The organism is Algibacter sp. L3A6 (assembly GCF_009796825.1).
Classification (GTDB): Bacteria; Bacteroidota; Bacteroidia; order Flavobacteriales; family Flavobacteriaceae; genus Algibacter.
The window spans coordinates 3,894,220-3,919,279 of the sequence record NZ_CP047030.1 but is presented as its reverse complement, the minus strand read 5'-3'; the positions used below and the strand labels follow the sequence as shown (position 1 = coordinate 3,919,279).

Sequence of the window (25,060 nt, the reverse complement as noted above, 5' to 3'; positions counted from 1 at the left end):
TTGAGTTTGTTAGTTAAGCCAATTGCGTTGAAATTTTTTTATTATGCCATTTGGTAGACATAGTAAAGTTTTTTAGAAATAACGAGGAGATTTTAATTTAGAACTCAAGAATTTGAATTCATAAATTAAAAGAACCTCATGTGTTCCTGTTGTGTAATCGGCAATTTCTGAAATTGGTTTTTCGTAAGCATAACCTAAACGTAATTGTCTAGATACTTGAAAATCTACAATACCACCAATAGCAGCTGTTTGTTCGTTTATTCTATAAGATCCGCCTAACCATATTTTTTCTTTGTAAAGGAAATTTGCAGTTAAATCGTATGATACCGGAGCGCCATTAGTTGCTTTAATTAACGCTGCTGGTTTGAATTTAAAATCTTGACTAATATCTAAAACACCACCAACAGTAAAGTAATAACTAACACGCTCTAAGGCTTCGAAGTCATTTTTATTGTTAATGTCATTATTTAGGATTCTCGGTGCAGATAAACCTGCGTAAATACGATCTGTACTCCAGTAAACTCCAGCTCCAATGTTTGGTGTCCAACGGTCTTCAGCTCCAAAAATTAATGGATCTGAAAGGTTAGAGGTTTCTAATCTAAAATCGGTATCGAAACTAAACTGTGTAAATCCACCTTTTAATCCAAATGCTAATTTACCGTTTTTCCCTGTTGGAATTGAGTATGAGAAATCGGCATATAAATATGAAAAGTTCTGGGGTCCTAAATCGTCTTCAATAAAAGATAAACCTAAACCAATACGATCGTTTCTTAACGGTGTATGTATCGATAAAGTTTGTGTAATTGGTCCGCCTTTAAAACCAACCCATTGGCTTCTGTGCAATCCAACAATGCTTAATGCTTCTCTACTACCAGCATAAGCTGGGTTTATAGAGATTGTATTGTACATGTACTGGGTAAATTGCGGTAGTTGTTGCGCAATTCCAACTGTACAGCTAAACAATGCAATAGCTATTATGTTTTGTTTTAAAAATTTCATAGGTTAATATTTTATTTTGTTCCTAAATATATTGGGCCAGTTAAAGGTGCTAATCCACTATCTTGTAAATGAATAATATAATAATATGTTCCGTTAGGTAATTTTCCATTGTTTCCTATTGCAGAAGTAGGAGAGTAACCATCCCAATCGCCTTCGCTACCAGAAGTAGACATGCTACCTAAAGTGTAGTTAGAAGATTCGTAAACTATAGCGCCCCAACGGTTGAATATTTTTACGCTAGCAACAAAGCCACATAAATCTATTCCAGAGATATCGAACGTATCGTTTATACCATCACCGTTTGGTGTAATAGCAGTAGAAATTGCAATATCATTTTCACCACAAGGTAATACATCACAATCCGCATGGATATTCATTGTAATCTCTGTAATGCTGATACAACCATTGTTTGTTGTAGAGTATCTGAATAGATAATCAATTCCACCATCATTAGGTAAGAAATCTGCGCTAAGCTCTAGAGTAGAAGGATCGAATAAGTTATTTGTTAAAGTAGCTTTTAAATCACCTTCTAATAATTCCCAAGTACCATCGGTATCTAAGGCAGGATCAATAAATTCATTTAAATCTAAAACACCTTCTTTGTAACACCAGTCTGGTGCAACGATATCGCTATAAATTTCATCTAAAGCAACATTTAATGTTTGCGTGTAAGTTTCACTGTTATCACAAGCATCAGTAGCTTTCCAAGATCTTACAATTTGGTAATCTACTAAAACCGTTTTATCAAATGAATTTGTTTCGCTGTATTCAACAGTAACATTATCCGAACAATTATCTGTAAACTCAATTGTTGGCACTTCTGGAATATCTGTACAACTTACATCTAGTATCGCATCGAAAGTAGTACTAGGTGTTGGAGCTGTAGTATCTATAACGGTAATTATTTGCGTATGTTCTGCTATAAGATCACAATCGTCTGTTGCTGTCCATGTTCTTGTTATGATATAATTAGAAGGACAATCGCCATCCGTTCTTACATCATTCACTTCTACAGCAGCATTACCACAATTGTCAGTTGCAGTTAAAACTTCAGCATCAGGAATGGCATCACATTCCACTTCTAGTGTTTCAGCAGGTAAAGGCGCATCGAAAACGGGAGGCGTAGTATCGCGAACTGAAATTATTTGCGTGTAAGATGTTTTGTTTTCACATTCATCTTCCGCTGTCCAAACTCTTGCAATAGTATAATTAGAGGTACAATCACCATTTGTAATGATATCTTGTACCGTAACTGTTGCTGTTCCGCAAGAATCTTCAGCAGTTAATGTTTCTGCCGTAGGAACCGTGTCACATTCAGCCACTAAATTAGCACTAGGTAAATCGCCAACAAATGTAGGAGCGGTGGTATCTTGTACTGTTATAGTTTGTGTAAAGCTAGTTGTTAAATTAGCTGCATCTGTTACTGTCCATGTTCTAACTAAAGTATAGTTATTAGTACAAGATCCGTCTGTACGTTCTTCATTAAAAGTAACTACTGGTGTAGCGCAATTATCAGCCCCTGTAAATGTTTCAGGAGTAGGAACGACGTTACATTCAATAGTGATTGTTTCTGCAGGTAATTCTTCAACGAAAGTTGGAGGAATATTATCTACAACCGTTACTGTTTGTGTACAGGTGCTAATATTACCTTCAGAATCTGTTACCGTCCATGTTACTAGCGTATCTCCAATAGGAAAAGCTTCTGGCGCATCGTTTACTGTAATAACGCTTGTACAATCTTGAATATCTAAAGTACCTAATTCTACATTTGTTGCGTTGCAAGAATCTGCATCTACAAATACTGAAACATCTGCAGGACAAACAACTTCTGGTAAATTACCATCTGTTACTGTTACTTTTTGTTCGCAAGTCGTTTCGTTTCCTGATGTATCAGTTACTGTCCATGTTACAATAGTTTCACCTAAAACAAATGGCTCTAAAGCATTATTTGTAATAGAGGCTACTTCACAATTATCGCTTGTTGTTGTAAGACCTAAGTCTACATTAGTTGCAGTACACTGACCTGCATCGGCTGTTATAACAACATCGGCAGGGCAAGTGATAGTAGGAGCAATATTATCCTCTACAGTTACTGTTGCATCGCAAGTACTTGAGTTTCCGTTTACATCGGTTGCTGTTAATGTAACAATAACATCTCCAATATTAGAACAATCGAAACTAGCTTGAGAAGCTGTTAATGAAACTGTCCCGCAAGCATCTGTAGATCCACCATCGATATCTAATGCCGCTATAGTAGCTAAACCATCGCTATCTAATTGAACCGTGATATCTTGACATAAAATTGTTGGCGGAAGGTTATCTTCTACCGTTACAATGGCAGTACAAGTACTTACATTGTTATTAGCATCTGTTACTTCTAATGTAATGTTGTTATCTCCAACATCTGTACATGTAAAAATGGTTTGAGAAGCAGCAAGTGTTACTGTTCCACAATTATCGTTAGAACCATTATCTATATCGTCAGCCACAATAGTAGCGGTACCGTTAGAATCTAATTGTACTGTAATGCTTTGGCATATAGCTTCTGGTGCAATGTTATCTTCAACAGTTACAATAGCAGAACATGTAGAAACATTGTTGTTGTTATCTGTAACCGTAAGTTCTACCGTGTTGTCTCCAATATTTGAACAATCGAAAGTGGTTATATCTAAACTAGTACTTAGAATACCACAAGCATCATTTGAACCATTATCAATTTGGTCAGGAGTTATTGTTGCGTTTCCGTCAGCATCTAATTGCACTGTAATAGCTTGGCATATTGCTGTTGGAGGTGTAATATCTTCAACAGTAACAATAGCATCACAGAAACTATCGTTTCCATTTATATCGGTAACAGTAAGTGTTACTGTGTTTTCGCCAATGTTAGTACAATCGAATGTTGTTTGAGAAACAGAAAGAGAAACTTCGCCACTACAATCTGCAGAACCATTATCAACATCTTCTGGTAAAATTGAAACTGTTCCTGTATTATCTAATTGTACTGTTATGTTTTTACATTCAACTGTTGGATCAATAGTATCTTCAACAGTTACTGTAGCTGTACAAGTATCTTCGTTACCGCTAGAATCTGTTACGGTAAGGGTAACAGTGTTAGCCCCAATATCTGCACAGGTAAAGTTAAGTTGAGATGCGCTTAGTGCAGGAATACCACAATTATCGGTGGAACCTCCATCTATATCATTAGCAACAATATCAGCATTTCCAGCACTATTTAATTGAATAGTAATGTCTTTACAAATGGCTTCAGGAGCAGTGGTATCTTCAACAGTTACAATAGCTGTACATGTTGATACGTTATCATTATTGTCTGTAACCGTAAGTTCTACAGTGTTATCTCCAATATTTGAACAGTCGAAAGTTGTTATATCTAAACTAAGATCTTGAATACCGCAAGCATCATTAGATCCATTATCAATTTGTTCAGGTGTTATAGTCGCATTTCCATCGGCATCTAATTGAACCGTTATGGCTTGACATATAGCTGTTGGAGGAACAATGTCTAGTACTGTTACTAGTGCATCACATGTACCAGCGTTTCCATAAGCATCTGTAACCGTTAATGTCACAGTGTTTGCGCCAATATTAGAACAATCGAATACGGTTTGAGAAGCTGCAAGTGTTACCTCACTGCTACAATCTGAAGAACCATCATCAATATCACTTGGCTCGATAATTACAGAACCTGTTTCATCTAAACGTACTGTAATATTTTTACAAGCAATAACAGGAGCTACATTATCTTCAACAGTTACTAAAGCATCACAAGTCGATTCGTTACCATTTGCATCAACAGCTTTTAGTGTTACTGTATTTACTCCAACGTCAGAACAGTCGAAAGTTGTTATATCTAAACTAGTACTTTGAATACCACAAGCATCATTAGATCCGTTATCTACATCTTCAGCAGTAATAGTTGCAATTCCTGAACTATTTAATTGAACAACGATATCTTGACAAATAACAGTTGGAGCAATGTTATCTTCAACAGTTACTATTGTTGTACAAGTTGCGCTATTACCATTTATGTCGGTTACTGTTAATTCTACTGTATTGTCACCAATGGTTGAACAATCGAAAGTTGTAATATCAAGAGTACGTGTATCAATTCCACATGAGTCTGTAGAACCATTATCTATTTGCTCTGGAGTAATACTTGCATTACCATCAGCGTCTAATTGAACCGTTATAGCTTGGCATAAAACAGTTGGCGGTGTAATATCTTCCACAGTTACTATCGCAGTACACTTCTCTTCGTTTCCGTTTAAATCCTTTACAGTTAAAGTTACTGTATTCTCACCAACATTAGAACATTCTAAAATACTTGGAGAGACAGTCATTGTTACAGTACTACATGAATCGTAAGATCCATTATCAATATCAACAGGAGAAATAGTAATAAAACCTTCTCCAGATAATTGAACCGTAGCATCTTTACATAACACTACTGGCGCTATATTATCTTCAATGGTTACTGTTGTTGTACAAGTAGATGTATTTCCGTTATTATCTGTTACTGTTAATTCCACAGTGTTGTCTCCAATACTAGTACAGTCGAAAGTTGTTTTATCTAATGAAAGCGATTGAATACCACAAGCATCAGTTGAAGCATTATTAACGTCGTCTGGAGTAATGGTCACACTACCTGAAGCATCTAATTGTGCTGTAAAAGGTTGGCAAATTCCAACTGGAGCTACATTATCTTCTACGGTTACTGTTGTAGTACAAGAAGAAGCATTTCCGTTTATATCGGTTACTGTTAATTCTACAGTATTGTCACCAATAGTTGAACAATTAAAAGTTGTAATATCAAGAGTACGTGTATCAATTCCACATGAATCTGTAGAACCATTATCTATTTGTTCTGGAGTAATACTTGCGTTACCAGCAGCATCTAATTGAACTGTTATGGCTTGGCAAAGAACTGTAGGAGCTACATTATCTTCTATTGTTACTGTTGTAGTACAAGAAGAAGCATTTCCGTTTATATCGGTTATTGTTAATTCTACAGTATTGTCACCTATATTTGAACAATCGAAAGTTGTAATATCAAGAGTACGTGTATCAATTCCACATGAGTCTGTAGAACCATTATCTATTTGGCTTGGAGTAATGGTTGCATTACCTGTAGCGTCTAATTGAACCGTTATGGCTTGGCATAGAGCGGTAGGAGCAACATTATCTTCAACCGTAACAGTTGCAGTACAAGTTTCTGAATTTCCGTTTACATCTATAACGTTTAGTGTTACCGTGTTTGCGCCAATATTATCACAAGTAAAATCTGTAACATCTAAAGTAAGTGTGTCTATTCCACAAGCGTCATTCGAGCCATTATCAACATCAGTAGCATTAATTGTTACATTTCCTGTAGCATCTAATTGCGCTACAATATTCTGACAAATAACTGTAGGTTTAACATTATCTACAACAGTTACAACAGCAATACAACTTTCTACGTTGCCACCATTATCAGTAACAGTTAAGGTAACATTGTTAGCACCTAAATTAGAACAGTCGAATGTTGTTTGCGATAATGTTGTAGAGCTTAGTCCGCTACAATCACTAGAACCATCATCCACATCTCCCGGCACAATAGTAGCTACACCATTTGCATCTAATTCAACAGTTATACTTTTACATGCTACAGCTGGTCCTTGGTTATCTACAATATTAACTGTAGTTGTACAAGTGTCGCTGTTACCTGACGTATCAGTAACTGTTAAGGTTACAGTGTTTGCACCAATATTACTACAATCAAAATTTGTTTTATCTATAGTGATACTATCGATAGAACAATTATCAGTAGATCCATTATTTATATCGGCTACAGTAATTGAAGCATTACCAGCACTATCAATAGCGACATCTATTTCATTAAAACATATAGCTTCTGGAGCAATACTATCAACAACAGTAACTTCAGCAGTACATGTAGTTTCTAAACTATTAGCATCTGTAACAGTTAGTGTTATTGAGTTTACACCTAAATCATCACAAGTAAAAGCAGTTTTAGAAGCAGAAAACGTAATTGTTGAACAATTATCACTAGAACCGCCATCAATATCTTCAGGATTAATACTAGCGTTACCACTAGCATCTAATTGCACCGTAATATTAGCACAAATAGCTGTTGGAGGTATATTATCTACAACAGTAACTTCTGCGGTACAAGTAGAAGCATTATCACTATTATCCGTTACGGTAAGCGTTACGGTGTTTGTTCCTAAGTCTGTACAAGAAAAAGTGTCTTTATCAACTTCTAAAGATTTAATACCGCAAATATCGTTAGAGCCATTGTCTATGTCACTTGGAGCTAATGTTGCTACGCCAGCCGCGTCTAAGTAAATTGTAACAGGTTGGCAAAGTGCTTCGGGATTGATGTCATCAATAACAGTTACCGTTGCATCACAGGTTGCTGTTTGTCCACTTACATCTGTTACGGTAAGTGTAACGGTGTTTACACCAACATTGCTACAAGTGAATTCAGTTTGTGAAGCAGATAATGTAACAGCACCACTACAAGCAGAAGACCCATTATCTATTTGATCTGCAGTTATAGTTGCATTTCCGGTAGTATCTAATATTACATCAATATCTTGGCACATTGCTGTTGGAGGAGGCGATGGCATTCTGGTAATTTGTTGTGTTACGTTAGTAACATTACCACAATCATCGGTAATACTATATGTTCTTGTAATAACCTCTGGTGTTGCGTTGTTTGATACATCTTCAACAAAAGCAACTATAGGTGTTTCACCTGAATTGTCTTGTAAGTTAGTAACTAAAGCGGTATCTGCAACAGGTACAACCTCTCCACAATCAATCATTATATCTGCAGGAGCATCTCCAGTTGGAGGAGAGTCTACATAACTTTTATAATTGATAGGAATAATTATAGGTGCAGCTATGCTAGCTCCAATACAATTTCCAGACATTTCGTAACCCTGAATAAGAGTAAGATCGAATGGTGCACCAGAGGTAGCTCCAACACCACTAATTTTTCCGTTTACAGAAACAAATTTATCTTCATCATCTTGATAAAAATCACAATCTGTAGTTACCGTTAAAGAGAAACTTATGCTTGCTAAAACGGTATCACGATCTATTGGCACTGGTAGTGTACCAATATTCCATACTATAGCTCCATTTGTTCCTATGGTAGGATCTATTTCTGAAGTCGGAGCTGGAATAATACTACTTTTTGTATTTATATTTAAATCATTAGGATTTACAGAATCAGGAAGTGGTATTGTTACAACGGTATTGTTTGTTGCTTCAGATCCTGTATTTTTTATATCAATAATGTATTCAGCACTGTCAGTAGGTTCTAAACTTGTAGGCGGAGTCCCGTTTACAGTTGTTGCAGTTATAACGCCTTCTGGTTTTGGGACATAAGCATCTACAGCAAAGGTAGCGTTGAAAATAATATAAGTATCTTGAGAAGAATTATATTTAAATCGAGTGTAATTTTGTCCATTTTCTATTAAAGACTGATCAGAATTCTCAATATTGAATACAGCAATATCTACACCCGTATTATTGTTTAAATCTGGAGTTCGTTTTCCAGGAGCACCGTTATGCGTATATATCGAAGAGTTAAAGAAGTTATCAACCGTATTACCAGGATGTACTAAATCGCGATAAGAATTGTTTAGAAAAGTAGCAGGTATGCCTTGAACATCATCAGTATCACGAATCATAATAGAAAGTCTATCTCCACCAACACCAACATCACCTTCACCAGCCATTACACCTAGTTTTATATTAACGTCTCCTTCTTCAACAGCTTTAAAACCGCTTATATCAATATATTCGTTTCCACCACCAGAACTTACGTAAGCAAATCCATCAAAAACACTAATGTCACGCCATTTCATTTTATAGTTTTCGTAGACTACAACTAATCCCCAACCACCATAATAACCAGTAGGGTAGCCGTTACCTTCTATAGTGGCAATATCTGCAACAGTGTACACACCAGCACCTTCATTAGCTACAAGTAAATCGGTAACATCTGCATAAGCAGCGTACATGTTGTTCGATTCATCATCCGGGAACTCAATGCCTGTTGCTGTAATTTCTTGGTAATTAAAACCTGGTCCTTTAAATAAGACTTTTCTTTTATTGAAATCTTTAGTGATAGCATCTTTAGTTACACTAAATGTATCTGGGTTTCCGTCTCCATCCTCGTTAGCATCTGCACCATCAAGACTTGCTCTACCCGTCCAATATAATCCAGCATAAACGATGTTAGAACATTCAACGAGCGCTCCACTTTCTGTTGAAAATTCTAAAATAGAAGATGATGAGTTGAATGTGCGGGAATCGCCATCGATATCCACATACCTCATATCTTCACCGTTACTAGATGTATCATCATAGTCGGAAAGAGTAAGGTTGGTGTTTCCAATCATGGAAAAATCCCCTTGTATATTAAAGGAGCTTTGTCTTGGTGTAAAGTCAACAATTACTTGGCTATAACCATTAAAAACAGATAAGAGAAGCAAAACAGTAAAGCACATCAAACTAAGTGATGTGTTAGATACTGAAAATTGTTTAGTGTAGAATTTTTTCATTTCTTAATTTTTATTAAAATCGAAATATTATGTTATGAAGGCCTAACTGAAGTATAAAACACGCGTACATTGCTGTTCGATATGTTTTTTACAAAACCTTTAATCTGTTCGTTATTACAATCAAAATGGCATCTAATATATAGGTACTTCAATTTTGATAATCCAGATTCACTAGATAAATTAATAGGTGTAATTAAATCAGCGATACTATTTAAGGTAATTGTAATTAATTCAACATTTTCGTAATTTCTTGTACCTTGTTTCACTAAGTTTAAAGAAGCAACATCATCAAGGGTCAGTTTTACAACGTCACCATCACCGTATGTGTTCTTTAATTTATTGTTAGCTAGATAAGCTGTTGGATGAAGTTTTTGAGAAAGATTATAAAATTCAGTTCTAGTATCTGAAGTTTTAGATTTACTTGCTGTTGCTCTAGAAAATTGGCTAGAAGCGTTTAACTCATAAATTCCATGTTCTTGTGCGTTACTTTCGTGATTAGATAAAAGTACTACAGCACAAAACAGTGCGATACTTTTAAGTAGGTTAGATAAGTTGTTTTTCATAATCATTCAGTCAATTTTTAATATATAATAACACTTTAGGGCACATCCAAGTTCAAATAAGTCTCAGGTATGCACTACTTGTGTATGTCAAATAATATGTTCAAAGTCTTCTTAGGGAAGAAACAAAATGCCAAAGCACTGCAAAACAATACAGATATTAAGTTTAAAATTAGATTTGGGATCATAATTTTTTATATTTTATAGGTTCATCAAAAGAAAGCATTGAAAGCATGTTAATCAAATATAAATGGTAAATCACTAATAAAGTCGTTGTAAGGTTCTTTGCTTTCACTTAATCGGTTATTAGTATGTTTTGAACGATTGCCCTTGCTTCAAATAAATATATTTGAGAGAAATTCTGAGCAACTCAATTTTTTTAATAAATTTATGTGCAAATAAATTGAATTTCATCGAGTCAAAAAACTATATGTCGATGAAATTTAGTGATTTAACGATAAAAATGAAAAAATTAATACTAGTCCGCCATGCTAAATCTTCATGGAACCATAATGTAATAGATCACGAACGACCATTAAATGAACGCGGATTAGAAGATGCAAGTCTTGTTTCTAGTCACTTCAAAGATTTTATTTTAATGCCCGATTTAGTGATTTCTAGTGATGCTACAAGAGCAAAAACTACAGCAGATATTTTTATTTCTGTACTTAAAATTTCTTCGGAAATCGTACAGTATAACCATGAAGCGTATGACTTTTCAGGCGAAATGTTAACGCGTGTTATCAAATCTTGTCCACAATCTGTAAATACGCTTATGGTTTTTGGTCATAATCATGCTATTACAGATTTTGTAAATTCCTTTGGAAGCAAGTTTATTGACAATGTTCCTACCTGTGGTTTGGTTATTATAGATTTTAATGTTGATAATTGGGAAGCTATTGAAAATGGGGAAACTGTCACTACAATATTTCCAAAAGACTTAAAGTAAGAGAGTTAAAGTTTTTTAAGGTTTTGTTTTTTCGAATTCTTCGATAAAAGGTATTTGTCAATGGATAAAAATTAATTATATTCCTCTAAAATTAAATATTTGATAACCCTAAATTGCTGTTTTTTTACATGTAAATAGAATATATTTGTTTTTTACATGTTTCAATTAAAAGTACAATGATAAAAACTGAACCCGTCCATAATAATAGTTATATAAATAGAGAAATAAGTTGGTTGCAATTTAATGCACGTGTACTGCAAGAAGCCACTTGTAACAATGTACCTTTAATAGAACGACTTCGTTTTTTAGGTATTTTTTCTAATAATTTAGATGAATTTTTTAAAGTGCGTTACGCTACCGTTAAACGAATTGTAGAAGCTGGTAAAGGTGGTAAAAACGAGTTAGGTGGTATAAAAGCCAAGGAATTATTAGATATAATTACACAAATTGTAATTAAGCAACAGAGTGAAAGTTTAGATATTTTAAATGATGTTAAATGTAAACTAGAAAAAGAGGATATTTACATTATAAACGAAACTCAAATAGATGAATCTCAGCATGAATTTATAAGGAATTACTTTATTAAAACAGTAAGTCCTGCTTTGGTTACCATTATACTTAACGATTTGGTAGTACTGCCGAACTTAAAAGATAGTGCTGCATATTTGGCTGTGCGTATGCTTATGGCTGGCGATCACAAGCAATTTGCTTTAATTGAAATACCAAAATCTATAGATCGTTTTGTTGAGTTACCGAAACAAGGTAATAAAAGTTATATTATATTGATTGACGATTTATTACGCTATTGCTTAAGAGACATTTTTAATATTTTTGATTATAAAACTATTTCGGCACACATGATTAAAATCACTAGAGATGGTGAGCTAGATTTTGATAGTGATTTAAGTAAAAGTTTTATTGAAAAAATATCCGATAGTGTAAAGCACAGACAAGTTGGAGAACCTGTTCGTTTTGTTTACGATAAAACCATACATAAAGAAACATTACAGTATTTAATGTCTAAAATGGGCATTGATGATACCGATAGTATAATTCCTGGTGGGCGTTACCATAACCGTAGAGATTACATGGGCTTCCCGAGTTTAGGCCGACAAGATTTACTTTACGATAAAATAGAGCCTTTACCAATTAAAGGACTTACTTTTCAAGAGAGTATTTTTCAAGCTATTACTAAAAAGGATTATTTGCTTTATGCACCTTATCAAACTTTTTCTTATGTTGTAAAGTTCTTGCGAGAAGCAGCATTAGACCCACAAGTGAAAACTATAAAAATTACGATTTATCGTTTAGCTGAAATTTCTCATATTGCGAGTTCACTTATTAATGCGGCCATTAACGGAAAAGCGGTAACGGTTTCTATCGAGTTACGTGCTAGATTTGATGAGCAAGCCAATATAGATTACGCCGAGCAAATGCAGAGCGAAGGTATCAACCTTATTTTTGGTGTTGCTGGGCTTAAAGTACATAGTAAAATGTGTATTGTAGAGCGTGAAGAAGGTAAAAAACTGAAGCGTTATGGATTTATAAGCACAGGAAACTTTAATGAGTCTACGGCTAAAATATATACAGATTATACATTGTTTACAGCAGACCAACGTATTTTAAAAGACGTTAATAAAATATTCAGTTTCTTCCAAGCGAATTATAAAATCTACAGCTATAAACATTTAATAGTTTCACCACATTATACGCAAAAATCTATTTTCAAATTAATTGATAAAGAGATAGAAAATGTAAAGAATGGTAAAGAAGGATTAATACGTTTAAAAATGAATAGTGTATCGAGTTATACTATGATTGATAAATTGTATGAAGCGAGTCGTGGTGGTGTAAAAGTTCAAATGATTGTTCGTGGTATATGTTCTCTAATTCCTGGAATTAAAGGCATGAGCGAAAATATTGAAGTGATAAGCGTTGTCGATAAATTTTTAGAACATTCTAGAGTTTATATGTTCGGAAATGATGGTGATATGAAGATCTATATTTCTTCTGCCGATTGGATGAGTAGAAACATAGAAAATAGGGTAGAAGTAAGTTGTCCTATTTATGATGAAGATGTTAAAAAGGAAATAATAGAAACCTTCGATATCAGTTGGAACGATAACGTGAAAGCGAGAATATTGAACGATTCGCAAGAAAATCAATATAAAGTAAATGATGAAGAGCCGTTGAGATCTCAGTTTGTGGTTTACGATTATTATCTTAAAAAATTAGAAAAGTAATATGCTTTCAATAAAAAAATATGCGGCCATAGATATTGGTTCCAACGCAGTCAGGTTACTTATATCAAATATTATTGAGCAAAAGGGTAGGCCAGTTCAGTTTAAAAAAAACTCGTTGGTTCGTGTGCCTATTCGTTTGGGAGCCGATGTATTTATTAAAAACAAAATTTCTAAAGAAAATACAGCACGTATTTTAGATACTATGTTGGCTTTTAAATTACTTATGAAATCTCATAAAGTAGTTAAATATAAAGCCTGTGCAACGTCTGCAATGCGAGAATCTGATAATGGTGCTAAAGTGGTAGAAGCTGTTTTAAAACACGCTGGGATAAAAATCGATGTTATTGATGGTGAAGAAGAAGCTGCTATTATTGCTGCAACAGATTTAAATAAATTTATAGAGCCAAACAAAATATACTTATATGTAGATGTAGGTGGTGGTAGTACTGAGTTTACTGTAATAGATCATGGAAAGCAAGTAATTTCTAGATCGTTTAAAATTGGTACAGTAAGGTTGCTTAACGATATGGTTAGAAAGGAAACCTGGCAAGAGTTACAAACCTGGATTAGTGATAACACCAAAGTTTACGATAAAATTGAAGTTATAGGTTCTGGTGGAAATATTAATAAAATTTTCAAGATTTCTGGTAAGGCTATGGGGAAACCGCTAACGTATTTTTATATGACTTCTTATTACAACACACTTCAAAGTTACTCTTACGAGGAACGTATTACGGAGTTAGATTTAAATCAAGATAGAGCCGATGTAATTATACCAGCCATGCGTATTTATATGTCTGCGATGAAGTGGAGTGGAGCCAAAAATATTTATGTTCCTAAAATTGGATTAGCCGATGGAATCATAAAAAGTATTTACTATGATACGGTTTCGAGTAATACACAGTAAAATCTTGCACTTTACCTACATTAATTGTATGCTTTTAATTTTATAATATATATTCGCACACATATTGTGGTATAAATTACAAACCCAAACCTATTTGTTATGAAAAAAATATTACTCTTTACTCTTTTACTAAGCCTGTCTTTTTATGGTTTTTCACAAGATATAAAATACGGAGTTCGCGGCGGTTATAATATTTCTAATTTAGATTTCGACGAACCATATTCAATAGAAAATAAACATAGAAACAGTATTTATTTCGGTGCTTTTGCAACCATTAGCCTAAATAAAACATGGTCATTAATGCCAGAATTTCAATTTTCTGCGGAAGGAGCAAAGGAAGAAGTAATTAATCTAGATTATTTACAAATGCCTGTTTTATTGCGTTACAGAATAAGCGAAAAGTTTCACGCAGGTCTTGGGCCACAAGTGGGATTAAAAGTACATAAGTACGAAGATGGTATTCGTAACTTTGCGTATTCTGGAGTAGCTTCTGTAGAGTATAAAATTAACTTAATGCTTTTTGCAGATATTAGATATACTTACGGTTTCTCTAATATATTTGATGAGCACTTAGGTATTGGTGCTAAAAATAGAAACATCCAACTTGGTGTTGGTTATAAATTCTAAACAAAAAATTATTAAGCTTAATTAAGTTGAAAAAACAATGTGGTTATTCTAACCATGTATCGTTTCAGACTTACTTAAATTAAGCATAATTTTAGCTTCATATTCAAGAAGTTGCTGCCATTTGGTGTCAACTTCTTTTTTTTCGCCATATTGTCTGGCAAAACCTAAGAACATGGTGTAATGGTTGGCTTCACTTACCATTAAATTTCTATAGAATTCTGCAAGTTCCTTATCTTCTAATTCTTCAGAAAGTAATCTAAAACGCTCGCAACTTCTAGCTTCAATTAAAGCAGCATAAAGCAATCTATGCACCAATTGTGTTGTTCTACTTCCTCCTTTAGGGAAAAACTTTAAGAGCTCAATAACATAGTCGTCACTACGATCGCGTCCTAAAACCCAACCACGTTCCAAAATTTTATCATGTACCATTTTAAAATGGCTAATTTCTTCTTTTACTAAAGCTACCATTTCTTGCACCAGCTCGGTGTATTCAGGAAAACTAACAATTAATGAAATAGCCGTACTCGTTGCTTTTTGCTCACAAAAGGCATGATCGATTAATATTTCTTTAATGTTTTTTTCTACAATATTTACCCAGCGTGGGTCGGTTGGTAATTTTAAGCCTAACATATTAAATGGTATTTGAGAGCAAATTTATTTCTTTAATTTCAATTGATCCTAACGAATTAATTAAAATACTAAAGTCTTTATAAGTTTCGGTTTCTAGAACTCGAAAAGAGGTGTTTAATTGCACATATTGATCTGTAGAATTTTGATAATCTATCCAAACATGTTGCATAATGGCTTGCTTCCAAAATTCCGCATTGGCGTAACCTTTAAACAAACCTTTATTTATTAAACTTTCAGTAATTAATTCGCCATGTATTAAAACCTTTAACTGGGCTGCAAAGTCTTTATAATGCGTTTCTTTAGCGCTTAGATCTTTATCTGTAGTAGTATTTGATATAAAGTTATTTTCAAGCGAATGGTATTTTAATTTCACTTCAAAACCTGTGCTTAAAATGGTATCGGTTACAATTTCAACAGGTTCGGTTGGTGTATACTTTACTTTTTTAGAAAAAGATTCTAATAAATTCGAGCTTTGTAAAACATCACGGTTATTACTATACTTACGCTCTTGTCCATCGAAATATGCAAAAACAATGGAAATGATGAATATTAAAAATATAAGTTTCTTCATGTTTTTTTATAGAAATTAATACGACTAAAGACATTCAAAGATACCAAAATTCAGGCGAATGCTCTAATTGATAAAAGGGTGATTAAATGAAATTTTGATAATAATAGTTGGTTTTAAATTTAGGTATTATTATTCATTGATAAGTGTTACCTTTAAATCCATATATCTAGATACCCTCGATTAGTTTGAACAAGAAAAGCAATTTAAATTTCTACAAAAACATTTCTAAAAGCAGTCTGCCATTGGCTGAGCTTTTAAAAAATGAAACCTTGTTTTTCAATGTGCCAGAAAATTGGTCTATTGTAGTTACAGATATCGAAAACTCTACCGATGCTGTTGCTCGTGGATTTCATAATGATGTAAATTTAAGTGCTACAGGAAGTATAATAACTGTTTTAAACACCTTAAAGTTTGTTAATAGAAACCTTAAAATCCCTTATTTTTTTGGAGGTGATGGTTCTACTTTTATTGTCCCAAATAGGGTTTTAAAACCTATATTATTAGCTTTAAATAATTATAGCCAGCATATAAAAAAATCTACAGATTTAAATTTAAGAGTAGGGTATTTAGGAGTTGAAAAGGTTTATGCAAATAATGTAAACTTGAGAATCACTAAGCTTAGGCATAATAAATATTTAACCACACCAGTAGTTCTAGGAAATGGCCTTAAATATGCCGAGCAGATTATAAAAGAAAGTTTTAAAGCATCGGATATTTATAGCGAAAAAGCAACCAAGCTTAATTTAAATGGTATGGAATGTCGTTGGGACGAAATATACCCAAACAAAACCGATAAAAAGGTAATTTGCTTACTTGTAGATTGTGATGATGAAAGTATTCAAGCTGAAGTATATGCTGAGATTATGGCAGAAATTGATGAAGTTTTTGGGACTTTAATTAACCGAAACCCCATTTCTAGTGATAAACTAAAACTCGATCCGTCTTTAGGGAAAATTAAAAAAGAAATGTATGCTAGAATTGGTAAATATAGCCTGAGATATTTAGTTAGTAATTGGTTAATTACTTTAATTGGCGTTGTTTCTTTTAAGTTTTTTAAAGTTGGAAAACTTCAGAAAAAGCGCATTGCTCAATTAACCGATACCATTATGCTCGATGGGTTTTTAAACACCGTAATTTCGGGAACAGAAGCTCAGGTGGAAACCTTAAAAACGTTTTTAAATAGGTTAGAGGCCGAAGGCAAAATAATTTTTGGTATACACATTACGCACGCCTCTATAATGTCTTGTTATATAGAAGATCGTCAGGAAAAACACATTCATTTTGTAGATGGTACAGAAGGTGGTTACACTAGTGCAGCCATCATGTTTAAAGAAAAAATGAAGAAGCTTCAGTTAAGACGATAATCCCCGATTTATATCATCTTCAAATGTCAATATTTCATTTTTTTTATGAAGTTCTGACAAGTATTCTGAAAAAATGACATAAATATTTACCCAAAACAAAAAAAATGCGTTTGGTATTTTTTTTGTTTTATACACTCCGAAATCGAAAAGGTTTCAAGTTTGAAAAACATGTTTAATTTAAAATTTTGTAATTATGAGCAATTTAGTAAATGTTCCTAAAAACGGAAGTTTAGCAAACACAAATTCAAATGCAAGCTTCCCAAGTACTTCTAATTGGTTAGATGATATTTTTAACAGAGATTTACCCTCTGTATTCACCTCTAATTTTAATACAGGTGTCTCTTTACCAAAAGTAAATATAAAAGAAACAGCCGATAACTATGTCGTTGAAATGGCTGTGCCTGGTTTAAAAAAATCAGATTTCAAATTAGATTTAGATCATCACGTGTTATCTATTTCCACAGAGAAAAAAGAAACTCACGAAGAGCAACAAGAAAACTATACGCGCAAAGAGTTTGGTTATTCGGCATTTAAAAGAACGTTTACCTTACCCGAAACGGTAAACGATGATAAAATTTCGGCCAATTATCAAGATGGTATTTTAAATATTCTTTTACCAAAAAAAGAAGAGGCTAAACAAAAGCCTGCGCGACAAATTAAAATTTCTTAACAGTAGAACTAAACTTTTAAGCAACCGGATTATTAGATTATTAGTGAGGCTGAATTTTTTCAGCCTTACTTTATTAAATCCTTTTTGTTTAGTAAACTATGCCGTTTTTAGATGTAGATAAATGTTTAACTCAAAACTTAGAATCATGAAAAAATGTGTTTTATTATTAGTAGTTGCATTCTTAAGTATTAATTGCAGCGGACAAAAAAGTGAAGATAAAAAAGTAGAAATTACCGAAATAGAAAGACCTAAAGGGGCTTGGAAAGTCGACAAAGAATTTGATGAAAATGGAAATTTAATTAAATACGATAGCATTTATTCTTGGTCTTCTAGCAATAATATGGAAGGATTATCGGCTATGGATCGCGATAGTTTAATGCGAAGTTTTAAGTCTTAATTTTTTAAGAATTATTCACGATTTGAACACCAAGGTTTTGAGAATATGTTTACTGAAGATTCTCTTTTTAGTAAACATTTCTTTAATGATGATTTCTTCGGAAGTGATTTTGGTACAGATTTTATGGATAGAGATCAAATAAGTCAAGGCCTATTTTCAAGACAAAAACAATTTTTAGAAAAGTATCAGTCTGAGTTCGTTTTACCAGAAGAAGATGAAGAATAGCGAAAGCTATTCTTTTAGTTTTTTTGAGAGTTATATTAAATGCGTTTCTTTTTCATCGCATGTGGTATAGGTATATCGCGAAGTTTAAAATTGCAAACATATCTGAATCATTAATTATTTCATATTTATTTAGATAATCTACTTTCATTCTTGTTATATCAAAATCAGTAAATTCAGCATAATTAGATTTGGAATAATTGTAGTATTTCGATTTTGTTTCTTGTTTAATTTCTTGGTACAGGTCATTTTTTAAAACCCTAATGTAATCGATTCTTTCTTGGTTATATTCTGCAAGGTTATGATATTTTAGTTTGCGTTTTATTTTTTTTTCAGCCTCTTTGAGATTGCTAAAGTCAAATTCATAGGCCAAATCACTAAAACATATAAAATCGTAGGTCTGTTCGTTTATTTCTAGCATTTAGAATTTTGATTTAATCATCTGGAGAAGTTTTTACAAATTCGTTTGTAAGTTTTGATTTTTCAATTTTTAAAAATAAAGTATCTTTTTCTGAATTTAATCTATATTCGAGAATAAAATCAGTTTTAAGGTCAGGAATAAGGTTTGTTAGTTGAGTATAATAAATTTGCGTTTCATCATTTTGCCATGAGAATTTTGTTCTTCTTCCCAAAGTGTTAGAGATTAAAGAATCCTTACAAAATTGTAATTCTACAATATTTGAGCTTTTTGTCGATTTCCAATTTCCTAGTAAGTCATTATTGATGTTTTTTGATGAACAACTAGGTAAAAGAATTATTATTAATACAGTTAGAATTAAGTTTCTCATTTAGGTTAATGATAATTTAAGGCTTAGTATTAGCTCTATGCCGACGTGTAATTTTTTTTAACCAAATTTCTCCCAAATTTTAGGAAGCTTAATAGGGTAATCTTTTAATGAAAGAGGAGTTCCAGAAATTTGTAAATCAATATTAATTGTTGGTAATAACTCATTCGTTTTAAGCTTATATTTTTCTTCAATAATATCTCCAATAGTTTCATAAGAAAAACCAATAATTTCCTCTTTAACAATTAATTCGGGATTTTGACAGGCATATTGAAAATAATTATCTCCTTTTAGAATAAAAAGATTCATCAGCAAAGTTGTTGCTCTAAATTCAGAGGTTTTAAAGATTATTTGTGAAGCAGCAATAATGGTATGACTGATTTTAGAAGAAATAAGTCTATTAAGTAAATTGTCTATTTCTATTAAATCATCTGCGGAATAATTTGTTAATAAAGTTTTCATTACCCCAATTTTGTTGTTATAGTTATTACCAGCTGTTTTGTTAGCTTTATCAACTAACTCCCAAAATTTAGATTCGTTATATTCTTTTAAGTTTTCTCTTGGTTTTATTTTTTTTAATAATTCGGTATATTCGTTTTTCAATTCGTTGTGTTTTTCGATTGTCCTTTGTTTCCTTAAATAATTGAACAACACGATAGTCAAAATAATTAATATTGGTATTAATGGATGCATAAAAATCTAAAAAGGTATTAATTTGAATTAATCAAGATATTGAATTCATAAGGATTATTTTATTTTCACTACAAAATAACCTCATTCAAACCATAAACTTAATAAATATAAAGCAAGAAAGACCTTATTTAATTACTTAGTATTAAACAAAGTAATTAACAAATAGGATACTGGTAATAGGAAGTAAAGTTTATAAATCTAAATCGAAAGTACGACGTAAAAGCTCTAAACTCGGATTAGCTTCAACAAGCTTTTCGTATTTATCTTGAGGAGTAAATACGTATTTTTTATTCATTACCTCGTTTACGGTAATTACTAAGCTAATATCAAAATTATTAAGCGTTGTTCTAATATAAGTCATGAGGTCGTATTGACCTTGCATCACTTCTTTTTTATTAGTTTCCGTAGGGAAGGTTAAATGGATATCGGTGCCTTTTAGTTTAGGCGTATCCATATTTAAGATAGAAGCTAAATTATGCTTGCCATCCTTTTTAAGTTTATCCAAGAAAAAGTACCAAGCTTCCATAAAAGCTTCTTCTGTAAAGTCTTCGGTTGGTAAGTTTTCCTCATCAACAACAACTTCTAGCTGTTTAATTTGGTGTTCTTTTTTAGCACGAATACTACTTAAAGATAAGCCAGAACGACGTTTACTGCCAGAGGTTAAATCTAATTTTATGCGCGTGTTGATAGCCGGTTTTTCTTCTAATTTTTTGGCTGCCGGAGCTTTAGCGGTTGTTTCAGTTTTTACTTCTGTGGTAGGTTGGGTAATTGGCTTGGCTGCAGGAACAGTAACCGGAATAGGAGTAATCCCTTTCTTTTTAAAGTAAGACGCGGGAATTATGTAATGTTTGCTATTTTTTTTTTCTCCATCGAAAGTGATAGAGGCAAGCTGCATGAGACAAAGTTCGACGAGGAGTCGTTGGTTTTTACTGGTTTTGTACTTGAGATCACAGTCGTTAGCAAGATTTATACCTTGCATTAAAAACTCTTGCGAGGCTTTTTTAGATTGCTCTAAGTATTTTACCTGTGTTTGCTCACCAACTTCTAGCAGTTCTATAGTTGCTGGTATTTTACTTACTAGTAAATCTCTAAAATGCGAGGCTAAACCAGCAATAAAATGATGACCATCGAAACCTTTAGATAAGGTATTATTGAACTGTATAAGTAAATCGGGTATTTTATTCTCGAGTATTAAATCGGTGCTTTCAAAATAGGTTTCGTAATCGAGTACGTTTAAGTTTTCGGTTACGGCTTGTCTGGTTAAATTTTTACCAGAGAAACTTACCACACGATCGAAAATAGAAAGTGCATCACGCATAGCACCATCAGCCTTTTGCGCAATAATATGTAATGCATCGTCTTCGGCTGCTATAGCTTGTTCTTCTGCAATGTATTTTAAATAGTTTTTTGCATCTTTTACCGTAATACGTTTAAAGTCGAATATTTGACAACGCGACAATATGGTTGGTATTATTTTGTGTTTTTCGGTAGTTGCAAGAATAAAAATACAGTGTTTTGGCGGTTCTTCTAATGTTTTTAAAAAGGCATTAAAAGCGGCTTGAGATAGCATGTGTACCTCATCAATGATATAAACTTTGTATTTACCAACTTGTGGTGGTATACGAACTTGATCGGTTAAACTTCTAATATCGTCTACCGAGTTATTAGATGCCGCATCGAGTTCAAAGATGTTAAAAGCAAAATCTTCGTCGCCAGTTTCTTTCCCATCACTGTTTATCATTTTAGCCAAAATACGTGCGCAAGTTGTTTTACCAACACCACGCGGACCCGTAAATAGAAGGGCTTGGGCTAAATGATTATTTTCTATAGCGTTTAACAAAGTATTGGTAATGGCTTGTTGCCCAACTACATCTTTAAATGTTTGAGGTCTGTACTTTCGAGCCGATACTATAAAATGTTCCAAATTTTTGTTGCTATTGAATAAGTAACAAAGTTAAAAATTCAAATTGGATTATTAAATTGTGAAGACGAAATTTAAAGGGAGTTATTAACAACGGCGTTTTTTAGGGTGAATTAAGATTTTTAGATGCATGAAACAAGAAGATAAATTTTGAATATGTTTTGTTTATTGATGCTGTTTTTATCGTTAAGAAAGCCCGTAGTTAACTCAAAACTAGAAACCTTTACGTACTTGCCCGCGTTAGGGATTGCAGCATTGTTGGAGCTCTTTTTGTGTTGTTGCACCTATTGCAACACAAAAAAGCGACTGCGGAAAGCCCGACCCTTGGGGAACGCCCAAATTTTATTTTGTGTTTTAAGTTTATAATGTTGCATTTTAATATTTGTTTGTTGTAATTTTGACGGCTAGTAGATCGCCTTATCGCTGTTTTAATTTATTTTAAAATGGAGGAAAGTCCGGACACCGTAGTTCAACATAGTGGCTAACGGCCACCAACCGAGAGGTTAGGACCAGTGCAACAGAAAGAATGTACAGATTATGCTGTAGTGAAACCAGGTAAACTCTATTTGGTGCAATGTTATGTAAACCAGTGCTTGAGGGTTGAACGCCCGATGCTGGAGGGTAAGCAGCTAAAGTGTTTTGGTAACAAAACACTCAGATAAATGATAAGGGCTTTTTAGGCTTATTTAGGTTTTACCTAAAGTGGTTTAAGGGGTACAGAATTCGGCTTATAGATTTACTTACCTATAAAAAAAACCTTCTTGGCTTGCGCCTCGAAGGTTTTTCTGGTTTAAATTGATTTAGTTTAGTTGTGGTGTTTTTATGCGTTTTCGAAAAAGCTAAACATATTACCGCCATAACTTTTAGAGTGGCTATAGTTGCTTAGTTTAGATAAATCGGTATGTTTGGAGTGTTCTACAATAAGCACGCCTTCTGGCAATAACATGTTGTTTTTAAATACTAATTCGGGAATTTTTCCAAATTTATCTTCGTCGAAATTGTATGGTGGGTCGGCAAATATAATATTGCTTTGCAAGGTCGATTTTTCTAAAAACTTAAAGACATCACTTTTAATGGTGTTTATTGGCATATCGAACTGTTCCGCCGTTTTGTTTATAAACTTAATACATCCAAAATCTTGATCTACACAAGTAATTTGTTCGGTACCTCGTGAAGCAAATTCGTAGCTTATATTTCCGGTGCCTGCGAATAAATCTAGTACAGAAACATCGTCAAAATAAAAGGTGTTGTTCAAAATATTGAATAGCGATTCCTTAGCCATATCTGTTGTTGGGCGAACAGGTAGGTTTTTAGGTGCTAGTATTTTTCTACTTTTATATAATCCTGATATTATGCGCATTCGAAGCTTTTTATTAAAGTGAAATTACTATGATAACTATTGGGGTGTGCGTTAATTTTATATTTAAAATTATCTTCTCTGTTTCCTAAATAAACAAACCTAATGTATTTATAAACAATAGTAAATAATTCGTGTTTGAGGTCTATATTGCCTATAAAAATTAAATTTATAATTTCTGGGTTCAAATTTAATTGTTCTATAGTAAACATTAGGTAGTAAATAAAATCTTGTTTTGTTTTGTATTCAAAAGTATTATAGAAAATTAATTTGGTTTGATTTACAATAATTATTTCAAAATGATCTGCATTAATGTTTACATACATTTTTTGAATCGTGGCATCTTTTTCAATGTGCAGAATCTGTTCAATCAATATAGTAGAAAAGTGATTGAAGGTAAATGTTCCAAATTTTTCGTATATAAAATTATTAATATTAACGTAGGGGACATACACATTAACACTTTCATTTAATTCAATAGCATCATAGGTTATAAAATCGGATTTTAAAATTTTGGTACTGAATTTTAAATAATCTGAAATACTCGCTTCGTTAAAAATAGACTTAGGAACTAGACTTGAAAGGTTGTTTTCATGAATAACATTAACGGTGTTAAAGTTGTTTTGTAAGGCCGGTTCTGTATTAAAGGTTTCCTTTAGCTTATCGAGAAGCTCAAGCGGGTTTAATTTCTTTTTAAATGAGATAACTTTTAAATCTGTAATGGTATTTGTACTTCTATCTAAGGTACAAAAAGAAAGTCCACTCAAGCTTATTTGAATGGACAGTTCTATATTTGTTAATTTGCTAATAATAGCTGTATTATTATTCGTTATCGCCATAAGTTTTTGGCCAGTTTCCGTTTGTTTTAACTTCGTTCATAGAACCTACTTTTATAGCATCTCCATTAACACCGTCTACCGCGATTACTTGGTTTTCTTGTGCTACTAAATCTGGATTTTGATCGTATAAAAGAACTTCTTTTTTAACTGAAGCTTCAAATACAGGAATGTTAATATCGTTTTGGTTAACAAAACCAGCTTTCAAATCGAAGGTAGCACCTTCTTTACCAACTGGTACATTCATCATTGTTTTATAACGATTAGATTTTTTGAATAAAGAATCTCTTACTGATACAGTTCCTAATGTATCAAGGATCATAATATCTTTAAAAGTATCAACACCGTAACGTTTTGTTAACTCTTCATCTACAACACTAGAATCACGACGTTGTGTAATAGTATATTCTGCAGTGTCTATAAACTTAATTAATTTATCAAAGCTATCAGTAAATTTACCTGTTACTTGTCTGTGTGCTAATTGAGAATCTCTAATATCCTTTAAACTTTCAATAACAACTACGTAACGCTCGTTTTTTAATTTGTTGAATTTTATTGGCTCGTAAATCGACATGTACGTCTGGTAACCAAAAAAGGCGATTAATGCCCAAAGCACAATATTTAATACAGGCTTTAATTTATTTGGTACAAATTTATCTACCAGCTTAACTAAGGCGATTGTCCCTAAAATCACCGCAACCACAATAAGAATAAATGTCAACATAATACGTTATT

The 25,060-nt window shown here is 32.9% G+C and carries 20 protein-coding genes and 1 other RNA gene; 9 read left to right on the top strand and 12 right to left on the bottom strand.

Going from position 1 to position 25,060, the window contains the following annotated elements:
- Nucleotides 1–72 precede the first annotated feature (72 nt).
- The 3 genes from GQR98_RS16325 to GQR98_RS16315 are packed head-to-tail and all read right to left on the bottom strand — an operon-like array spanning nt 73 to nt 10,156.
- Nucleotides 73–999: a type IX secretion system membrane protein PorP/SprF gene (locus tag GQR98_RS16325; RefSeq protein ID WP_042503499.1), complete on the bottom strand. Its 927-nt coding sequence runs from the start codon at nt 997–999 to the stop codon at nt 73–75.
- A gap of 11 nt (nt 1,000–1,010) precedes the next feature.
- Nucleotides 1,011–9,593: a gliding motility-associated C-terminal domain-containing protein gene (locus GQR98_RS16320; protein WP_159020492.1), complete on the bottom strand. Its 8,583-nt coding sequence runs from the start codon at nt 9,591–9,593 to the stop codon at nt 1,011–1,013.
- Nucleotides 9,594–9,625: 32 nt separating this feature from the next.
- The gene (locus GQR98_RS16315) at nt 9,626–10,156 is read right to left on the bottom strand and encodes a hypothetical protein (protein ID WP_159020491.1); all 531 of its coding nucleotides are present in this window, start codon (nt 10,154–10,156) and stop codon (nt 9,626–9,628) included.
- Nucleotides 10,157–10,616: 460 nt separating this feature from the next.
- Here GQR98_RS16315 and GQR98_RS16310 point away from each other — a divergent pair, with 460 nt between their 5' ends.
- The 4 genes from GQR98_RS16310 to GQR98_RS16295 all read left to right on the top strand — a co-directional run bounded on the left by GQR98_RS16310 (nt 10,617) and on the right by GQR98_RS16295 (nt 14,879).
- Nucleotides 10,617–11,102, top strand: coding sequence for a SixA phosphatase family protein (locus GQR98_RS16310; protein WP_159020490.1), 486 nt, complete (start codon nt 10,617–10,619; stop codon nt 11,100–11,102).
- A 176-nt stretch (nt 11,103–11,278) separates the two neighbouring features.
- The gene (gene ppk1 / locus GQR98_RS16305; RefSeq protein ID WP_159020489.1) at nt 11,279–13,345 is read left to right on the top strand and encodes a polyphosphate kinase 1; all 2,067 of its coding nucleotides are present in this window, start codon (nt 11,279–11,281) and stop codon (nt 13,343–13,345) included.
- A gap of 1 nt (nt 13,346) precedes the next feature.
- The gene (locus GQR98_RS16300) at nt 13,347–14,252 is read left to right on the top strand and encodes a Ppx/GppA phosphatase family protein (RefSeq protein WP_159020488.1); all 906 of its coding nucleotides are present in this window, start codon (nt 13,347–13,349) and stop codon (nt 14,250–14,252) included.
- Nucleotides 14,253–14,351: 99 nt separating this feature from the next.
- Complete coding sequence (locus GQR98_RS16295; RefSeq protein WP_159020487.1) at nt 14,352–14,879, top strand: porin family protein; 528 nt, start codon at nt 14,352–14,354, stop codon at nt 14,877–14,879.
- Nucleotides 14,880–14,927: 48 nt separating this feature from the next.
- Here GQR98_RS16295 and GQR98_RS16290 read toward each other — a convergent pair whose 3' ends face one another.
- Both GQR98_RS16290 and GQR98_RS16285 read right to left on the bottom strand, forming a co-directional pair.
- Complete coding sequence (locus GQR98_RS16290; protein WP_159020486.1) at nt 14,928–15,509, bottom strand: tRNA-(ms[2]io[6]A)-hydroxylase; 582 nt, start codon at nt 15,507–15,509, stop codon at nt 14,928–14,930.
- A gap of 1 nt (nt 15,510) precedes the next feature.
- Nucleotides 15,511–16,080 (bottom strand): DUF4738 domain-containing protein, encoded by a 570-nt coding sequence (locus GQR98_RS16285; protein ID WP_159020485.1) that lies wholly within the window; start codon nt 16,078–16,080, stop codon nt 15,511–15,513.
- Between the two features lie 185 nt (nt 16,081–16,265).
- Here GQR98_RS16285 and GQR98_RS16280 point away from each other — a divergent pair, with 185 nt between their 5' ends.
- The 4 genes from GQR98_RS16280 (at nt 16,266) to GQR98_RS19175 (ending at nt 18,736) form a co-directional block, all read left to right on the top strand.
- Nucleotides 16,266–17,444, top strand: coding sequence for a DUF3095 domain-containing protein (locus tag GQR98_RS16280; RefSeq protein ID WP_159020484.1), 1,179 nt, complete (start codon nt 16,266–16,268; stop codon nt 17,442–17,444).
- A 193-nt stretch (nt 17,445–17,637) separates the two neighbouring features.
- Complete coding sequence (locus GQR98_RS16275; RefSeq protein ID WP_159020483.1) at nt 17,638–18,114, top strand: Hsp20/alpha crystallin family protein; 477 nt, start codon at nt 17,638–17,640, stop codon at nt 18,112–18,114.
- A gap of 145 nt (nt 18,115–18,259) precedes the next feature.
- Nucleotides 18,260–18,511 (top strand): hypothetical protein, encoded by a 252-nt coding sequence (locus GQR98_RS19180; protein WP_233268027.1) that lies wholly within the window; start codon nt 18,260–18,262, stop codon nt 18,509–18,511.
- A gap of 45 nt (nt 18,512–18,556) precedes the next feature.
- Entirely contained in the window at nt 18,557–18,736 is a 180-nt protein-coding gene (locus GQR98_RS19175) for a hypothetical protein (protein ID WP_233268026.1), read from the top strand.
- 52 nt (nt 18,737–18,788) lie between these two features.
- Here the strand turns inward: GQR98_RS19175 and GQR98_RS16265 are convergent, their stop codons facing one another.
- The 4 genes from GQR98_RS16265 to dnaX all read right to left on the bottom strand — a co-directional run bounded on the left by GQR98_RS16265 (nt 18,789) and on the right by dnaX (nt 22,135).
- The gene (locus GQR98_RS16265; protein WP_159020482.1) at nt 18,789–19,154 is read right to left on the bottom strand and encodes a hypothetical protein; all 366 of its coding nucleotides are present in this window, start codon (nt 19,152–19,154) and stop codon (nt 18,789–18,791) included.
- A gap of 13 nt (nt 19,155–19,167) precedes the next feature.
- Entirely contained in the window at nt 19,168–19,521 is a 354-nt protein-coding gene (locus tag GQR98_RS16260; RefSeq protein WP_159020481.1) for a hypothetical protein, read from the bottom strand.
- Between the two features lie 57 nt (nt 19,522–19,578).
- The gene (locus GQR98_RS16255; protein ID WP_159020480.1) at nt 19,579–20,121 is read right to left on the bottom strand and encodes a DUF4240 domain-containing protein; all 543 of its coding nucleotides are present in this window, start codon (nt 20,119–20,121) and stop codon (nt 19,579–19,581) included.
- 280 nt (nt 20,122–20,401) lie between these two features.
- Complete coding sequence (dnaX, locus tag GQR98_RS16250; protein ID WP_159020479.1) at nt 20,402–22,135, bottom strand: DNA polymerase III subunit gamma/tau; 1,734 nt, start codon at nt 22,133–22,135, stop codon at nt 20,402–20,404.
- A gap of 401 nt (nt 22,136–22,536) precedes the next feature.
- On the opposite strand from dnaX, the gene rnpB reads away from it, so the two are divergent.
- Nucleotides 22,537–22,879, top strand: an RNA gene (gene rnpB / locus GQR98_RS16245) — RNase P RNA component class A.
- Nucleotides 22,880–22,952: 73 nt separating this feature from the next.
- Here rnpB and rsmD read toward each other — a convergent pair.
- The 3 genes from rsmD to GQR98_RS16230 are packed head-to-tail and all read right to left on the bottom strand — an operon-like array spanning nt 22,953 to nt 25,049.
- Nucleotides 22,953–23,492: a 16S rRNA (guanine(966)-N(2))-methyltransferase RsmD gene (gene rsmD, locus GQR98_RS16240; protein WP_159020478.1), complete on the bottom strand. Its 540-nt coding sequence runs from the start codon at nt 23,490–23,492 to the stop codon at nt 22,953–22,955.
- Nucleotides 23,483–24,328 carry a DUF3822 family protein gene (locus tag GQR98_RS16235; protein WP_159020477.1) on the bottom strand — a complete coding sequence of 282 codons (846 nt, stop codon included), beginning with the start codon at nt 24,326–24,328 and terminating at the stop codon, nt 23,483–23,485. Before GQR98_RS16235 ends, rsmD begins: the two co-directional genes overlap by 10 nt.
- Nucleotides 24,312–25,049, bottom strand: coding sequence for a hypothetical protein (locus GQR98_RS16230; RefSeq protein WP_159020476.1), 738 nt, complete (start codon nt 25,047–25,049; stop codon nt 24,312–24,314). Before GQR98_RS16230 ends, GQR98_RS16235 begins: the two co-directional genes overlap by 17 nt.
- Between the last annotated feature and the right edge of the window lie 11 nt (nt 25,050–25,060).

Bases quoted from the DNA above. Each gene is read 5' to 3' on its own strand.
- GQR98_RS16325 (WP_042503499.1), bottom strand. From the start codon at position 999: ATGAAATTTTTAAAACAAAACATAATAGCTATTGCATTGTTTAGCTGT.
- GQR98_RS16320 (WP_159020492.1), bottom strand. From the start codon at position 9,593: ATGAAAAAATTCTACACTAAACAATTTTCAGTATCTAACACATCACTT.
- GQR98_RS16315 (WP_159020491.1), bottom strand. From the start codon at position 10,156: ATGAAAAACAACTTATCTAACCTACTTAAAAGTATCGCACTGTTTTGT.
- GQR98_RS16310 (WP_159020490.1), top strand. From the start codon at position 10,617: ATGAAAAAATTAATACTAGTCCGCCATGCTAAATCTTCATGGAACCAT.
- ppk1 (WP_159020489.1), top strand. From the start codon at position 11,279: ATGATAAAAACTGAACCCGTCCATAATAATAGTTATATAAATAGAGAA.
- GQR98_RS16300 (WP_159020488.1), top strand. From the start codon at position 13,347: ATGCTTTCAATAAAAAAATATGCGGCCATAGATATTGGTTCCAACGCA.
- GQR98_RS16295 (WP_159020487.1), top strand. From the start codon at position 14,352: ATGAAAAAAATATTACTCTTTACTCTTTTACTAAGCCTGTCTTTTTAT.
- GQR98_RS16290 (WP_159020486.1), bottom strand. From the start codon at position 15,509: ATGTTAGGCTTAAAATTACCAACCGACCCACGCTGGGTAAATATTGTA.
- GQR98_RS16285 (WP_159020485.1), bottom strand. From the start codon at position 16,080: ATGAAGAAACTTATATTTTTAATATTCATCATTTCCATTGTTTTTGCA.
- GQR98_RS16275 (WP_159020483.1), top strand. From the start codon at position 17,638: ATGAGCAATTTAGTAAATGTTCCTAAAAACGGAAGTTTAGCAAACACA.
- GQR98_RS19180 (WP_233268027.1), top strand. From the start codon at position 18,260: ATGAAAAAATGTGTTTTATTATTAGTAGTTGCATTCTTAAGTATTAAT.
- GQR98_RS19175 (WP_233268026.1), top strand. From the start codon at position 18,557: ATGTTTACTGAAGATTCTCTTTTTAGTAAACATTTCTTTAATGATGAT.
- GQR98_RS16265 (WP_159020482.1), bottom strand. From the start codon at position 19,154: ATGCTAGAAATAAACGAACAGACCTACGATTTTATATGTTTTAGTGAT.
- GQR98_RS16260 (WP_159020481.1), bottom strand. From the start codon at position 19,521: ATGAGAAACTTAATTCTAACTGTATTAATAATAATTCTTTTACCTAGT.
- rsmD (WP_159020478.1), bottom strand. From the start codon at position 23,492: ATGCGCATAATATCAGGATTATATAAAAGTAGAAAAATACTAGCACCT.
- GQR98_RS16235 (WP_159020477.1), bottom strand. From the start codon at position 24,328: ATGGCGATAACGAATAATAATACAGCTATTATTAGCAAATTAACAAAT.
- GQR98_RS16230 (WP_159020476.1), bottom strand. From the start codon at position 25,049: ATGTTGACATTTATTCTTATTGTGGTTGCGGTGATTTTAGGGACAATC.